The 14,140-nt window shown below is 35.6% G+C and carries 15 protein-coding genes and 1 pseudogene; 11 read left to right on the top strand and 5 right to left on the bottom strand.

Going from position 1 to position 14,140, the window contains the following annotated elements; translation table 11 throughout:
• The first annotated feature begins 27 nt into the window (after positions 1-27).
• The 8 genes from AC3HD6_RS00960 (at position 28) to AC3HD6_RS00995 (ending at position 7,772) form a co-directional block, all read left to right on the top strand.
• Positions 28-1,245: an HD domain-containing protein gene (locus AC3HD6_RS00960; protein WP_488895336.1), complete on the top strand. Its 1,218-nt coding sequence runs from the start codon at positions 28-30 to the stop codon at positions 1,243-1,245.
• Between the two features lie 80 nt (positions 1,246-1,325).
• Entirely contained in the window at positions 1,326-2,357 is a 1,032-nt protein-coding gene (lpxD, locus tag AC3HD6_RS00965) for a UDP-3-O-(3-hydroxymyristoyl)glucosamine N-acyltransferase (protein WP_123910434.1), read from the top strand.
• Positions 2,350-3,747 (top strand): bifunctional UDP-3-O-[3-hydroxymyristoyl] N-acetylglucosamine deacetylase/3-hydroxyacyl-ACP dehydratase, encoded by a 1,398-nt coding sequence (locus AC3HD6_RS00970; RefSeq protein WP_488894658.1) that lies wholly within the window; start codon positions 2,350-2,352, stop codon positions 3,745-3,747. Before lpxD ends, AC3HD6_RS00970 begins: the two co-directional genes overlap by 8 nt.
• Complete coding sequence (gene lpxA / locus AC3HD6_RS00975) at positions 3,748-4,542, top strand: acyl-ACP--UDP-N-acetylglucosamine O-acyltransferase (protein ID WP_129055045.1); 795 nt, start codon at positions 3,748-3,750, stop codon at positions 4,540-4,542.
• A 40-nt stretch (positions 4,543-4,582) separates the two neighbouring features.
• Entirely contained in the window at positions 4,583-5,149 is a 567-nt protein-coding gene (gene efp, locus AC3HD6_RS00980) for an elongation factor P (protein WP_047095902.1), read from the top strand.
• Between the two features lie 67 nt (positions 5,150-5,216).
• Positions 5,217-6,119 carry a UDP-3-O-(3-hydroxymyristoyl)glucosamine N-acyltransferase gene (locus AC3HD6_RS00985; RefSeq protein WP_488894659.1) on the top strand — a complete coding sequence of 301 codons (903 nt, stop codon included), beginning with the start codon at positions 5,217-5,219 and terminating at the stop codon, positions 6,117-6,119.
• A gap of 90 nt (positions 6,120-6,209) precedes the next feature.
• Positions 6,210-7,082, top strand: coding sequence for a succinate--CoA ligase subunit alpha (sucD, locus tag AC3HD6_RS00990; RefSeq protein WP_123910440.1), 873 nt, complete (start codon positions 6,210-6,212; stop codon positions 7,080-7,082).
• 18 nt (positions 7,083-7,100) lie between these two features.
• A complete protein-coding gene (locus AC3HD6_RS00995) occupies positions 7,101-7,772 on the top strand; it encodes a porin family protein (RefSeq protein ID WP_068944367.1) in 672 nt (223 codons plus the stop codon).
• Positions 7,773-8,105: 333 nt separating this feature from the next.
• On the opposite strand, the gene AC3HD6_RS01000 is transcribed toward AC3HD6_RS00995, so the two are convergent.
• From AC3HD6_RS01000 to AC3HD6_RS01010, 3 genes are all read right to left on the bottom strand, one after another.
• On the bottom strand, positions 8,106-9,416 hold the full coding sequence (locus AC3HD6_RS01000; RefSeq protein ID WP_488894660.1) for an ABC transporter permease: 1,311 nt from the start codon (positions 9,414-9,416) through the stop codon (positions 8,106-8,108).
• Positions 9,417-9,420: 4 nt separating this feature from the next.
• A complete protein-coding gene (locus AC3HD6_RS01005; protein ID WP_488894661.1) occupies positions 9,421-10,332 on the bottom strand; it encodes an ABC transporter ATP-binding protein in 912 nt (303 codons plus the stop codon).
• A gap of 103 nt (positions 10,333-10,435) precedes the next feature.
• Positions 10,436-10,786 (bottom strand): T9SS type A sorting domain-containing protein, encoded by a 351-nt coding sequence (locus AC3HD6_RS01010; protein WP_488894662.1) that lies wholly within the window; start codon positions 10,784-10,786, stop codon positions 10,436-10,438.
• 118 nt (positions 10,787-10,904) lie between these two features.
• On the opposite strand from AC3HD6_RS01010, the gene hemB reads away from it, so the two are divergent.
• The gene (gene hemB / locus AC3HD6_RS01015) at positions 10,905-11,894 is read left to right on the top strand and encodes a porphobilinogen synthase (protein ID WP_488894663.1); all 990 of its coding nucleotides are present in this window, start codon (positions 10,905-10,907) and stop codon (positions 11,892-11,894) included.
• A 66-nt stretch (positions 11,895-11,960) separates the two neighbouring features.
• Here hemB and AC3HD6_RS01020 read toward each other — a convergent pair whose 3' ends face one another.
• Together AC3HD6_RS01020 and AC3HD6_RS01025 are read right to left on the bottom strand one after the other, a co-directional pair.
• Complete coding sequence (locus AC3HD6_RS01020) at positions 11,961-12,143, bottom strand: hypothetical protein (protein ID WP_488894664.1); 183 nt, start codon at positions 12,141-12,143, stop codon at positions 11,961-11,963.
• A 62-nt stretch (positions 12,144-12,205) separates the two neighbouring features.
• A complete protein-coding gene (locus AC3HD6_RS01025; protein WP_488894665.1) occupies positions 12,206-12,505 on the bottom strand; it encodes a TM2 domain-containing protein in 300 nt (99 codons plus the stop codon).
• A gap of 154 nt (positions 12,506-12,659) precedes the next feature.
• Between AC3HD6_RS01025 and lptB the strand changes: the two are divergent.
• Both lptB and AC3HD6_RS01035 read left to right on the top strand, forming a co-directional pair.
• A pseudogene (gene lptB / locus AC3HD6_RS01030) lies at positions 12,660-13,385 on the top strand (LPS export ABC transporter ATP-binding protein); the annotation flags it as partial.
• 325 nt (positions 13,386-13,710) lie between these two features.
• A complete protein-coding gene (locus AC3HD6_RS01035; RefSeq protein ID WP_488894666.1) occupies positions 13,711-13,965 on the top strand; it encodes a hypothetical protein in 255 nt (84 codons plus the stop codon).
• Positions 13,966-14,140: the final 175 nt, after the last annotated feature.

Raw genomic sequence — 14,140 nt, forward strand, 5'->3', positions numbered from 1 at the left:
ACTTTGTTTACTTATATAGACGTTCCAATGCAGAATAAGCTAAAAATTATCAATGATCCTGTTCATGGATTTATCAAAATTCCCCACGAAATTTTATTTGATATTATTGAACATCCTTATTTCCAGAGATTGAGAAGGATTGGCCAGACCGGTCTTTTGAATCTGATTTTTCCGGGAGCTACCCATACAAGATTCCATCATGCGCTGGGGGCAATGCATTTGATGTTTACAGCATTAGAAACATTGAAGCAGAAAGGCGTTAAAATTTCTGAAGAAGAAGAAAAAGGAGCAATGTTGGCTATTTTAATGCATGATATAGGACATGGACCGTTTTCCCATGCTTTGGAAAATATGTTAATGGATGACTGGCACCACGAAAAGCTTTCTTTATTGTTGATGAATAAGTTGAATGAAGAATTTAGCGGTGAGCTATCCATGGCAATTGAAATGTTTCAGGGGAAATACCATAGAAAATTCTTTAATCAGCTGATTTCATCCCAATTGGATGTTGACAGATTGGATTATTTGAAAAGAGACAGCTTTTTTACAGGCGTGTCAGAAGGAAATATTAATACCCAGAGAATCATTTCCATGATGAATGTATGTGAAGAAGGAGAGCTGGTTATTGATGCAAAAGGAATTTATTCTATAGAAAACTTTTTAACAGCAAGGATGTTTATGTATTGGCAGGTCTATTATCATAAGACATCTGCATTGGCAGAATTTTTATTGGTGAAAATTCTTGAAAGGGCAAAATATCTGATTTCTCAAGGAATTGAACTTCCGGCAACAGAGAATCTTAAATATTTTTTATACCGTGGAAAGAGTGCAGCAACAGATGAAGATATAGAAAGATTTACCAGCTTAGATGATAATGATGTGATTCAGGCTATGAAAGAATGGCAGAATTCTGACGACTTTGTTTTATCCTATTGGTGTAAGAGTGTTATTCAGAGAAATCTTCCAAAGACCATTATTTCATCCCATCCTTTTGATGAAAGAATTATTGAAGATAAAATAAAAATCACCAATGATTTTTTTGAAATTGATAATGGGAAAGAATTGGTCCATGAGATAAAAAGAAAACTTTTACCTTACGATACCGAAAAGCAGCCGATTTATTTATTGCAGAAAAATGGTAAAAAAATGAAGCTTCACGAATCAGAAGATCAACTTTTATCAGGGTTGATGGTAAATAAAACGACCCGTTATATCCTTATGTTTCCAAGAGATATCTCCCGTTGAGATTCTTAAATAATATTAAAATTGAATATCTGAAATCAAAAAATGTTTGCAAATTATAGAATTTCTTATCTTTGCAGAATATGGAATTCACAGCTTCGCAAATTGCAAGTTTTATTGACGGAAAAATAATAGGTGATGAGAATGCACTTATTACAGGGGTTTCTCCAATTGAAAATGGAGAATCAGGACATCTTTCTTTTATAGCACAAGATCGATTTTCTCATTTTCTAGATACCTCAAAATGCTCCGTAATCATCGTTTCGGAAAAACTTCTGAACGAAAATAGTTATAACCCGACCTTAATTGTAGTAAAAGATGCCTATCTATCTTTTCAGATTCTGATGAATTTATATCAGGAAATGAGAGGAAGAAAAGAAGGTATTGAAGATGGTTCGTCCATCCATGATTCAGCTGTGATAGGGGATCAAGTGTATATAGGAGCGTTTACATATGTTTCTGAGAAAGCTAAGATTGGAGATAGATCACAAATTTATCCACATGTATATATCGGTAAAGGAGTAAAAATTGGTAAAAACTGTAAAATAGATAGTGGTGCCAGGATTTACGATTACTGTATTATTGGGGACAATTGTGTTATTCATTCCAATACAGTAGTAGGAGGAGATGGTTTCGGATTTCAACCTACGGCTGAAGGATTCAAAAAGATCCCACAGCTTGGAAACGTAATTATTGAAGATGATGTAGAAATTGGTTCAAACTGTAGTATAGACAGAGCAACAATAGGTTCTACCATCATCGGAAAAGGTACAAAAATTGATAATCTGATTCAGATTGCCCATAACGTGAAAATAGGACAGAATAATGTAATTGCAGCACAAGCCGGAATTGCAGGTTCTACTACCATTGGAGACTGGAATCAAATTGGAGGTCAGGTAGGAGTTGTCGGACATATCAAAATCGGAAACCAGGTGAAAATTCAGGCCCAAAGTGGTGTGAATTCAAGTGTTAACGATAGAGAAACTTTATATGGTTCACCGGCAATCAGCTATAATGACTATTTAAGAAGCTATGTTCATTTCAGAAATTTCCCTGAAATAGTTAACAGAATAAATAATCTTGAGAATAACTCAAAAGATAATACTAATGAGTGATATGCAAAAAACGCTTCAGGAAGAAGTAACACTTTCTGGAAAAGGCCTTCATACTGGTAAAGAAGTAAAACTTACCATCAAACCCGCAAAAGAGAATACGGGATTTGTATTTGTAAGAACCGATTTGGAGGGACACCCTCAGGTTGAAGCTGATGTTAATTATGTAGTAGCAACAGAGAGAGGTACAACATTAGAGAAGCTTGGCGTAAAAATTACTACCTGCGAGCACCTTTTGGCTGCTTTAGTAGGTTGCGATATAGACAATGCAGTGTTGGAAATGGACGCTTCTGAGCCTCCTATTTTAGATGGATCTTCAAAGTATTTTGTAGAAGCTATCGAAAGCGTAGGAGTTGTAGATCAGAATGTTGCCAGAGAATATCTTGTAGTAAAAGAAGTTCTTACTTACAGTGATCCGGCTACAGGTTCAGAGATCACCATCATCCCTTCAGATACTTACGAAGTAACTACCATGGTAGATTTTGGAACTAAAGTTTTAGGAACCCAGAATGCTACCCTTAAAAATATCTCCGAATTTAAAGACGAAATCTCTTCAGCAAGAACATTCAGCTTCTTACATGAATTGGAAATGCTTTTAGACCACGGATTGATCAAAGGTGGAGACATCTCCAACGCGATCGTTTATGTAGATAAGGATCTAACTCCGGAAACTACAGAAAAATTGAAAAAAGCCTTTGGTAAGGATAATGTATCCATCAGACCAAATGGTATTCTTGATAATCTTAACCTAAACTATCCTAACGAAGCGGCAAGACACAAATTACTTGATGTAATTGGTGATTTAGCTTTAGCAGGAGTGAAAATTAAAGGAAAGGTTATTGCTAATAAACCAGGACATTTCGTAAACACTCAGTTTGCGAAGAAACTAAATCGTCAGTGGAAATTGCAGAAAAAGAAAAACGTTCCGGATTTTGATTTAACAAAAGAGCCGGTATTTGATATTAACGGAATTATGAAGCTTATGCCTCACAGACCTCCGTTTTTATTAATTGATAAAGTTCTAGAACTTTCAGATTCTCATGTAGTAGGATTAAAGAATGTCACAATGAATGAACCTTTCTTCGTTGGTCATTTTCCTAAAGAACCTGTAATGCCAGGAGTACTTCAGGTTGAAGCTTTGGCTCAAACAGGAGGTATCCTTGTCTTAGCAAGTGTTCCGGATCCTGAAAACTATTCTACCTATTTTATCAAGATTGATAAAGTGAAATTCAAGAGAAAAGTAATTCCGGGAGATACACTTATCTTCAAAATTGAATTGATAGAGCCTATCAGAAGAGGTATTGTACACATGCAGGGGTACGGATATGTAGGAGATACTGTGGCAGTAGAAGCAGAGCTTATGGCTCAAGTTGCAAAAAATAAAGTTGATTAAATGATTCATCAGTTAGCAGCCGTAGATAAACGTGCGAAAATCAGCAAAAATGTAATCGTAGAACCATTTACTACAATTGCAGGGGATGTAGAAATTGGAGAAGGAACATGGATTGGTCCAAATGTTACCATCATGGATGGGGCAAGAATAGGAAAGGATTGTAAGATTTTTCCCGGGACCGTAATTTCTGCTATTCCTCAGGACTTAAAGTTCGATGGTGAAGATACACAAACCATTATTGGAGATAATACTACCTTAAGAGAATGTGTAACAATAAATAGAGGAACAAAAGCTTTAGGATATACCAAAGTAGGAAGCAACTGCCTAATTATGGCGACTTCCCACGTTGCCCATGACTGTATTATAGGAGATAATGTGATTATAGCCAATGGTTGCGGTATTGCAGGACATGTTGAAATTGGAGACTTTACCGTAATGGGAGGTTTATCTGCTGTTCAGCAGTTTGGTAAAATAGGAAAGCATACAATGATTTCAGGAGGATCTTTGATCAGAAAAGATGTTCCCCCGTATGTGAAAGTGGCAAGAGATCCTATTTCCTATGCTGGGATTAACTCAGTAGGTCTTAGAAGAAGAGGCTTTTCCAATGAGAAGATCTTTGAAATTCAAAAGATTTACAGAGCTATTTTCCAAATGAAGATGAACGTTTCTCAAGCGTTAGCATATATTGAAAAAGAAATGCTTCCTACGGCTGAAAGAGATGAAATTCTTCAGTTTATCCAAAACTCTCCAAGAGGGATCGTAAAAGGATACGGAACAGGAAAAGACAGCAACTAAAATGCTGAAAATAAAATAAAAAGATAATATATATAAATTAATGGCAACAAGTAACGATATCAAAAAAGGTCTTTGCATCGAGTATAGCAATGATATTTTTAAAGTAATCGAATTTCTTCATGTAAAACCAGGGAAAGGACCTGCTTTCGTAAGAACAAAATTAAAGTCAGTAACTAACGGTAAAGTAATTGATAATACTTTTTCCGCAGGACATAAAATTGATGAAGTAAAAGTAATCACTAGAAAGTTCCAATATCTTTACGATGATGAGAATGGATTCCACTTCATGAATAACGAGGATTTCTCTCAATTATACATCAACAAAGAAATGATTGAAAATGCTCAGTTTATGAAAGCTGGTGAAGAAGTAACCATCATCCTTAAAGAAGCTGACGAAACTCCACTTTCTGCTGAACTTCCACAATCTGTATATCTGGATGTCATTGAAGCTGATCCGGGTGTAAAAGGAAATACTGCAACCAACGCTCTTAAAAACGCTATCGTTGAAACAGGAGCAAGAGTAATGGTTCCTTTGTTCATTGAACCGGGAGACAGAATTAAAGTAAGCACTGAAGACGGTAGCTACTTAGAAAGAGTAAAAGAATAAATAAAATTTACATAAATTCGGTTTGCATTAGCATTCCGAATTTTGTTTTATAAGAAAATCTATTGTTATGAGATTCCATTCTCCGCAAAAGCTTAAAACGATCGCAGATTTAATAGGCTCAAAATTTATTGGTCCGGAAGACTTTGAAGTATTGGGAACCAATGAAATTCACATGGTAAAACCTGGTGATATCGTTTTTGTAAATCATCCCAAATATTACGATAAGGCACTAAACTCTGCGGCAACTATTATTTTGATTGATAAAGAAGTAGACTGCCCTGAAGGTAAAGCGCTTTTAGTTTCTGATGATCCTTTCAGAGATTTTAATAAGATCAATACCCATTTTACAAGAATTTATAACTTCACGGAAGTGCTTCACGATGTGGAAATAGGGGAAGGAACAAGAATTCATTCTTCCGCTGTAATCGGAAACAATGTGACGATTGGAAAAAATACTTTAATTTTCCCAAATGTAGTAATTGGTGACAGAACCGTTATTGGTGATAATGTAATCATTCAGGCTAATACCGTATTGGGAGGAGATGCTTTCTATTACAGAAAATTAAATGGAAACTTTGACCGTTTAATTTCTGTAGGAAATGTGGTGATCGAAAACAATGTGGAAATTGGAAATGGGTGTACTATTGACAGAGGAGTTACAGACTCTACCATAGTTGGGGAAGGCTCTGTTTTGGATAATCAGATTCAGATTGGGCACGATACTGTAATTGGAAAAAAATGTCTGATTGCTTCTCAGGTCGGAATTGCAGGCTGTTGTGTGATAGGGGATGAAGTAACGCTATGGGGACAAGTTGGCATCGCTTCCGGGAATAAAATCGAGAGTGGATCTGTACTTTTAGGAAAAACCGGAGTGAACAGAGACCTTGAAAAAGGAACCTATATCGGAATGTTTGCAGAAGATTTCAAGACTTATCTGAAAAAAGAAGTAAAGCTGAGAAATCTCAAATAAACAATTCCAAAGGTTTTGTCTAAAATCAAAGAAATTTGAGTAAATTTGTGAGCATTAATAAAATAATAAATAAATTAAAACAACAATAAAATGTCAATTTTAGTAAACAAAGATTCTAAAGTAATTGTACAAGGATTTACAGGGAACGAAGGAACTTTCCACGCTGGTCAGATGATTGAATACGGAACAAACGTAGTAGGTGGTGTTACTCCAGGAAAAGGAGGAAGCGAGCACTTAGGAAAGCCGGTATTCAACACAGTAGCTGATGCTGTTGAAAAAGCAGGAGCAAATGTAAGTATCATTTTCGTACCACCGGCATTTGCAGCAGACGCTATCATGGAAGCTGCTGAAGCAGGGATCAAAGTAATTGTATGTATTACTGAAGGTATTCCTGTAGCTGATATGGTAAAAGTAAAATCTTACATCGCTGACAGAGACTGCAGATTAATCGGACCAAACTGCCCTGGAATCATTACTTCTGAAGAAGCTAAAATTGGTATTATGCCAGGTTTCGTTTTCAAAAAAGGTAAAGTAGGTATCGTTTCTAAATCAGGTACACTTACTTACGAAGCTGCTGATCAGGTAGTAAGAGCAGGTTACGGTATTTCTACAGCTATCGGTATTGGTGGTGACCCAATTATCGGAACAACTACAAAAGAAGCTCTTGAATTATTCATTAACGATCCTGAAACTGAAGCTGTTGTAATGATCGGTGAAATTGGTGGAGGACTTGAAGCAGAAGCTGCTAGATGGTACAAAGCTAGTGGATCTACTAAACCAGTTGTTGGATTTATTGCTGGACAAACAGCTCCAAAAGGAAGAACAATGGGACACGCTGGTGCTATTGTAGGGGGTGCAGAAGATACAGCTCAGGCAAAAATGGAAATCATGAGAGAGAACGGTATTAACGTTGTTGATTCTCCTGCTGATATCGGTGCTACTGTAGCTAAGATCCTAGGATAATATAAAACCAAATAAAATATGAAAAAACTTTTATTAACCTCAGCTTTAGTCCTTTCTACATTATCCTTTGCACAAGTGCAGTGGAATAATACAAGATTCGGAGTTACAGCTGGACTCAACTACTCAAGAGTATCAAACGCCCATAATCCTTCTGGCCCAAGATACACTTTTCAAGGTGGAGTCTTGGCCTTAATTCCCGTAGGAAAGACCAACCAGTTTTATATCCAGCCTGAAGTTTCATACTATGGTGCAGGAGAAACAGGTAAAGATAGTGATGCAAAGAATCTTGATGGGTATAATGCAGTATATGCGAATAACTATCTGAGCGTACCACTTTACTTTAAAGGGTATTTTTCGGAAGCAGAATCTGAATTCTTTGGACTATTGGGTCCTAGATTTAACTTTTTGTTGAGCCAAAATGTTAAAGATGTTCCTGCAAACAGACCTTATTATGATCCAGATGTTACTGATCCTTCGCAGCCTTCAGGGGTGCATGGAAAAGCGAACAGCTTTAACTGGGGAATAGGACTGGGAATAGGATATAGTTATAAAAGACAACTTGAAGTAGCTTTAAAATATGACTTAGGTCTTGGAGATACTTATCCTGGCCTTAAAAAAGAAACTAAAGGTACTGATAAGAAAAAGTCTGAACAGGTGTTAGCTCTTACCTTAAGCTATATATTCAAATAAAACATTTTATTCAGAATATAAATAAGAAATCCCGGAAACTACTTTCCGGGATTTCTTTTGAATTAAGATAATACTAAACGGAGTAAAACTATCCAGCCAATCAACCGTCTGCTTAAAAAGAATCAATGAAATTGATTCCATCTTTGCTTCCTTAAAAATATAGAGCTTTATTATAAAACTTTGCATCAAATCCTTTTGGTTTCTCGTAGTAAAGAAAGCAGATTAATGCTCTTATTGATCAAGTATCTCATACTAAAATAAAAAGGACAGATTCGCGTGTTTGCAAATCTGCCCCTTTTTAAGTTTTTATTTTATAAGCTTCCTGAGTAAGGATTAACCTTTAATCCATTTCCAAAGCTCCTTTAAAGTAGCCTTATTTCCGTACATTAAAATTCCTACACGATAGATTTTTCCGGCAAGGAATATCATAAAGACAGTTGTTGCCAGCAATAATGCAATAGATAAGGCAATCTGCCATGCCGGAACTCCGAAAGGTATTCTGGCAATCATGGCCACCGGTGAAGTAAACGGAATAATAGACAACCAGAAGCCCATAGGACCATCAGGATTATTCATTAATGAAAAACTTCCGTACATTCCCAGTGTTAATGGTAAAATCGCAAATAAGGTGAATTGCTGAGTCTCCGTTTCATTATCCACAGCAGAGCCAATCGCTGCATAAATGGAACTGTAGAAAATATATCCTAAAAGGAAGAAAACGATGAAGACAAAAATAATCAATGGGAAATTTAACTCCAGTAAACTATGAGAAATCTGAGTAGCAAGCTGCGTCATATCTAATTTACTTGCAATTTGCTCGTTGGCACCAGGAACATTTTGCTGAAGAGGAGAGAATCCGGTATTTAAAACCAAAGCTCCAATTACAGACATGGTGATCCAGATCAGAAACTGGGTAAGGGCAACCAGAGTTACTCCAAGTATTTTACCCATCATTAGTTCAAAAGGTTTTACTGAAGAAATAATGATCTCTACAACACGGTTATTCTTTTCCTCCAGAACGCTTCGCATTACCCTTACTCCATAGATAATAATAAACATGAAAGTAACATACATCAGTACCATGCTAAGTCCGGATTTAACACCAAAAGTAAGATCAGAATCTTCCTTATTATTATCAGCAACATTAATGGTTTTCAGGCTGAAACTCTTATCCAGATCATTCAGCTGAGTTTCCTGAATTCCTAATTGCTTGATTTTTTCCTTTTTAACAACATTACTTATATCAGAAACAATTTTCTGCTTGGTATCAAAGCCCATTTTACTGTTGATAATCAATCTTGTTCCAGTTTCAAGCTCTTCATAATTCTGCCCTTTTAATTCAGGTAAAATTAAGATTCCATCCAGAGATTCATTTCCTTTTAAGTTATTGATCTTAGATTTTTCGTCTGCTGCGGAAACAAATACATAGTTTAGCTTATCATTAGACTTCAATTGATTGATGAATAAACCACTTCTGTCAACCACTTCAATAACGCTATGTGATTCGTTAGCTTTAAACATTAATCCGATCACTGCACCAAAAGCAATAATCATAACAGGAGCCAGCAAAGTCAATATGATAAAGGATTTTTTCTTAACCTGTGTAAGAAACTCCCTCTTTGTAATTAAAAAAATATTTTTCATAAAATTAAGAATGGTTACTTACGGCGTTAATAAACACTTCATTCATGCTAGGAATTCTTTCGTCAAATGATCTTACTTTTCCTACATGTACAAGATCGAGAAGAATATTATTCTGATCTGCTTCATTTTTCAGGTCAAAAGAAACCAGGCTGTTCTCATTGGAAAAGTTGAAAAGCTCATACTTATTTTTGAAACTTTCCAGTTGTTCATTGTTGACTTCGGAAAGTGTAATTCCAAAAATATTTTTTTTGAATTTTTCTCTCACATCAAAAACCCTTCCGTCTATAATTTTCTTGGAGTTGTTAATCAATGCCACATAGTCACACATTTCCTCCACACTTTCCATTCTGTGGGTAGAAAGAATAATGGTAGTTCCGTTATTCTTAAGATCAATGATTTGGTCTTTGATGAGGTTGGCATTTACAGGATCGAAACCAGAGAAAGGTTCGTCGAGAATTAAAAGATGAGGTCTGTGAAGCACCGTTACCACAAACTGGATTTTTTGAGCCATTCCTTTAGACAGTTCAGAAAGCTTTTTCTTCCACCACTGATCGATATTCAGCTTGTCAAACCATTTTTTGGCTTCATTCAGAGCATCATTTTTACTCATTCCTTTCAGTTCTCCGAAATAGAGGATCTGATCGCCTACACTCATGTTTTTGTATAGCCCTCTTTCTTCGGGCATATAACCAATATCTTTAATGTGGTTGGGGTTCAGTTTTTCTCCATTGATAAAGATCTCTCCGGAGTCTGCCTGGGTAATTTGGTTAATGATACGGATGAATGAGGTTTTTCCGGCTCCGTTGGGCCCTAAAAGTCCGTAGATACTGCCTTTAGGAACATGGATGCTGAAATCATCCAATGCAACCTTTTTTCCAGTATTATAGGTCTTTTTAATATGTTCAGCTTTTAGCATTAAGTTATTTTTACAATTAGTATAAAAAAGTCCTTAAAGTTACGGAAATATTAAACGAGATTGGTATAAAAGAAAAAATCCTGATGATTATCAGGATCTTAATTTATTGTTTCACGATTTGAGTAACTTTCTGCGTATTGTCGCTCAAAATATAACGAATCAGATATTTTCCGGGTTTTAATTTTTCAATATTAATCTCTCCGGAGTTCATATTGACTGTATAATTGGCAACTTGCATACCCAAAATAGAATAAAAGGTCACACTTTTGATTCTTAAAGAAGAATCTTTTGCCTTAATAATAAGGAAATCCTTTGCAGGATTTGGATAGGCAAGCAAAACACCATCATCTGCTTTCTGAGTGATGGAACCCGGCTCTCTAAGCTGAGCTTGTAAATTGTTGGAAAATCCAACAAAAGCGCCTACAAATAAAAATAAAAGTAAAAGTTTTTTCATCAAATTTATAATTTCTCGAATATATATAACAAATATAACAAATTCTATAATTTCATACAATAGTTTTTTGTATAACTTATAGTAAATTTGTACAAACTTATTCAAAAAGTATTCCAAAATGATACATTCAAGAAATAGAAGACTTAGAGTTAATGAATCTATCAGAAGTTTGGTAAGAGAAAATGTGCTTACAACTGATGATTTTGTAATGCCGATCTTCGTAATGGAGGGCGAAAACATGCAGGAACCGATCCCATCGATGCCGGGAATTTTCAGGCGAAGCATCGATTTAACAGTAAAAGAATGTAAGGAATTATTTTCTTTAGGCGTAAAAGCTGTCAATTTGTACATGAAGGTATCCGAACATCTGAAAGACAATACCGGAAAAGAAGCGTGGAACCAAAACGGATTGATGCAGAATACCATCAAAGCCATCAAAGATGCTGTTCCGGGAATGGTGGTAATGCCTGATGTAGCTTTAGATCCTTATTCAATCTATGGACACGACGGTATTATTGAAAATGGAAAAATTCTAAATGATGCAACGAACGAGGCATTGGCAAGAATGTCAGTATCTCATGCGGAAGCAGGAGCAGATCTTGTAGCACCAAGCGATATGATGGATGGAAGAGTACAGGTGATCCGTGAAGCATTGGAACAAAGTGGATTCACAGATGTGGGTATTGTAAGCTATGCTGCAAAATATGCAAGTTCTTTCTACGGGCCTTTTAGAAGTGCTTTAGATAGTGCCCCTAAAGAAAATGTTGAAATTCCAAAAGATAAAAAAACATATCAGATGGATTTCCACAATACTCGTGAAGCTTTGAACGAAGTATTTAAAGATATTGATGAAGGAGCGGATGTGATTATGATTAAGCCTGGACTTCCTTATCTGGATATCGTTTCCAAGGTACGTGAAGCGATTGATCTTCCGATAGCTGTTTATAATGTAAGTGGTGAATATGCAATGGTGAAAGCAGCGGTTCAGAACGGTTGGCTGGATAACGACAAGACGATTATTGAAAATCTTACATGTTTCAAAAGAGCAGGTGCAGATATGATCTTTACTTATTTTGCTAAAGAAGCAGCAATGATCCTTAATAAATAATAGAAATTACCTCAACAAAAAAGAGATTGCTTAAGGCAATCTCTTTTTTGTTATAATGATACTTTATTATCCAAAACATGCATGGTAATAAGGGTTTCCTTCACGAATAGGACTTTCTCCACCTTTATCATCCACACAAACATTGGTGGGGCATAGGTACCAACCAAACGGACAGTTACCTTGTGAATCAGGAAAACGAATACCCCCGCCATGGATATCCTTCAATTCTTTTTTACTTAATTTTTTCATGGTGAATATTTTATTAATTAGCTAGACTAAAATAATGAAAATATTTCACATTATGTTGATGTTTAATTATAACCAAGGCTTTTTCCCATAAACATAGGTGTCATCAAACTGTTTGTCATCCATACAAAGATAGATGTGCCTTCAATAAAAGGAATAATAGAAGCAATGCCACAGGTAACAATGTTCAGAACCAATTGGATAATTCCTTCTTTGGTATATCCAAGATAAAACTTATTTAAGCCCAGCCAGCCTACAAGAATACCTAATAGGGCTGCAGGAAGTTTTTTCTCTGAACGGTAAGGGATATTCGTCTGTTGTTGGGGTCCTGTATTTTCTGTTTTTGTGTAACCGTAATTTTCCATTTCTTAGTATTTGTAATTGATTGAATATTTTTATAATAAGTAGATCTAAATTATTAAAAGTTACAAACACTGAATGCTAAAAGGTTTCAAATTTTAGATCAACAAGTTTACATTAAGATATAAGTGAAGTTTATATTTTTGATATATTTGCCCTATGATTTTACGAGGAGAAAACTTAATCAAAGAATACGGTCCTAAAAAAGTTGTAAAAGGCGTTTCTGTACAGGTTCAGCAGGGAGAAATTGTTGGTTTGCTTGGTCCGAACGGAGCAGGAAAAACCACATCGTTTTATATGATTGTAGGGTTGGTTAAGCCTACTTCAGGAAAAATTTTCTTGGATAAACAGGAGATTACTACAGATGCCATGTACCGAAGAGCCCAAAAAGGAATCGGATATCTGGCACAGGAAGCTTCCGTTTTCAGAAAATTGTCTGTAGAGGAAAATATTATGGGAGTATTGCAGTTGACAAAACTTTCCAAACGAGAACAGCAAATCAAATGTGATGAACTGATCGAGGAGTTTTCTTTACAACACGTTCGTAAAAACAGAGGGGATCTTCTTTCAGGAGGAGAAAGGCGTAGAACGGAGATTGCCCGTTGTTTGGCAACAAGCCCGAATTTTATTCTTTTGGATGAACCTTTCGCTGGCGTAGACCCGATTGCAGTAGAAGATATTCAAAAGATTGTAAGAAGTCTTGTAGATAAAAATATCGGAATTCTGATTACTGACCACAACGTACAACAGACTCTTGCCATTACCAACAAAACGTATATTATGTTTGAAGGAAAGATCCTTAAAGAAGGACTTCCGGAAGATCTTGCGAATGACCCACAGGTAAGAGAAGCTTATCTTGGAGAAAACTTCGTATACCAAAGTATTTTAGATAAACCCAAGAAGAAAAAATATGCCTATAACATCTGGGCAGGTAATTTTGATTCAAAAACTCATCTGCAGGGATTTGTTGATGAAAACTTTAAGGAATATGATAATCTGAGACTGATGCATGGCTTTGAAGATGTTAGTTTTGCTTCATTAGGCAACTCAGAGATTGAACATATCTTCAGTGAAGTGGTGGATAAAAATGCAAATAACTCATTTGTTTTCCAGAAAAAAGAAATTAATTCACAGTATTCTCTGGAGCAAGCAGAGGCAGAATCTAAAAAAGTAAGCCAGCCAGAGCTTCATTATCTGACAACCTATATGTATGAAGGGTAATCAGGATATTCTCAGATTTATTCAAAATATTAAGATTGGAACTAAAGTTTTTCTTGATAATGAATATGGGGTTTTAACAGATTTAAAAAATCATGAATTTTCTACAATTATACGGTGGGATACCCCTGATGAAAGAGATACAGAAGATTGGTGTGGAATTTGGGAAAGCTTTGTTAAAGCAGGAGGGAAAATTGCAGATAAAGATCATCAGTTTATATATATATTAATGATGATGGAAGTTTAAAAAAATAAAGTGTAATACTAAGCGATTTATTTGCCAAAAATCATAATAAAAACGTACCTTTTCTTTTCGAAACGGTACGTTTTTCAGTTTAAATAATTCCTATGGCAAAACCATTCAACAGAACAGTTACTTTATTCGGGATTTATAAGCAGCTTGTTCCATTCATCAGACCTTA

The sequence above is a fragment of the Chryseobacterium sp. II3a genome, assembly GCF_057815135.1.

Excerpts from the sequence above, each read along its gene's own strand:
- AC3HD6_RS00960 (WP_488895336.1), top strand. The coding sequence starts at position 28 with ATGCAGAATAAGCTAAAAATTATCAATGATCCTGTTCATGGATTTATC.
- lpxD (WP_123910434.1), top strand. The coding sequence starts at position 1,326 with ATGGAATTCACAGCTTCGCAAATTGCAAGTTTTATTGACGGAAAAATA.
- AC3HD6_RS00970 (WP_488894658.1), top strand. The coding sequence starts at position 2,350 with ATGAGTGATATGCAAAAAACGCTTCAGGAAGAAGTAACACTTTCTGGA.
- lpxA (WP_129055045.1), top strand. The coding sequence starts at position 3,748 with ATGATTCATCAGTTAGCAGCCGTAGATAAACGTGCGAAAATCAGCAAA.
- efp (WP_047095902.1), top strand. The coding sequence starts at position 4,583 with ATGGCAACAAGTAACGATATCAAAAAAGGTCTTTGCATCGAGTATAGC.
- AC3HD6_RS00985 (WP_488894659.1), top strand. The coding sequence starts at position 5,217 with ATGAGATTCCATTCTCCGCAAAAGCTTAAAACGATCGCAGATTTAATA.
- sucD (WP_123910440.1), top strand. The coding sequence starts at position 6,210 with ATGTCAATTTTAGTAAACAAAGATTCTAAAGTAATTGTACAAGGATTT.
- AC3HD6_RS00995 (WP_068944367.1), top strand. The coding sequence starts at position 7,101 with ATGAAAAAACTTTTATTAACCTCAGCTTTAGTCCTTTCTACATTATCC.
- AC3HD6_RS01000 (WP_488894660.1), bottom strand. The coding sequence starts at position 9,416 with ATGAAAAATATTTTTTTAATTACAAAGAGGGAGTTTCTTACACAGGTT.
- AC3HD6_RS01005 (WP_488894661.1), bottom strand. The coding sequence starts at position 10,332 with ATGCTAAAAGCTGAACATATTAAAAAGACCTATAATACTGGAAAAAAG.
- AC3HD6_RS01010 (WP_488894662.1), bottom strand. The coding sequence starts at position 10,786 with ATGAAAAAACTTTTACTTTTATTTTTATTTGTAGGCGCTTTTGTTGGA.
- hemB (WP_488894663.1), top strand. The coding sequence starts at position 10,905 with ATGATACATTCAAGAAATAGAAGACTTAGAGTTAATGAATCTATCAGA.
- AC3HD6_RS01020 (WP_488894664.1), bottom strand. The coding sequence starts at position 12,143 with ATGAAAAAATTAAGTAAAAAAGAATTGAAGGATATCCATGGCGGGGGT.
- AC3HD6_RS01025 (WP_488894665.1), bottom strand. The coding sequence starts at position 12,505 with ATGGAAAATTACGGTTACACAAAAACAGAAAATACAGGACCCCAACAA.
- AC3HD6_RS01035 (WP_488894666.1), top strand. The coding sequence starts at position 13,711 with ATGAAGGGTAATCAGGATATTCTCAGATTTATTCAAAATATTAAGATT.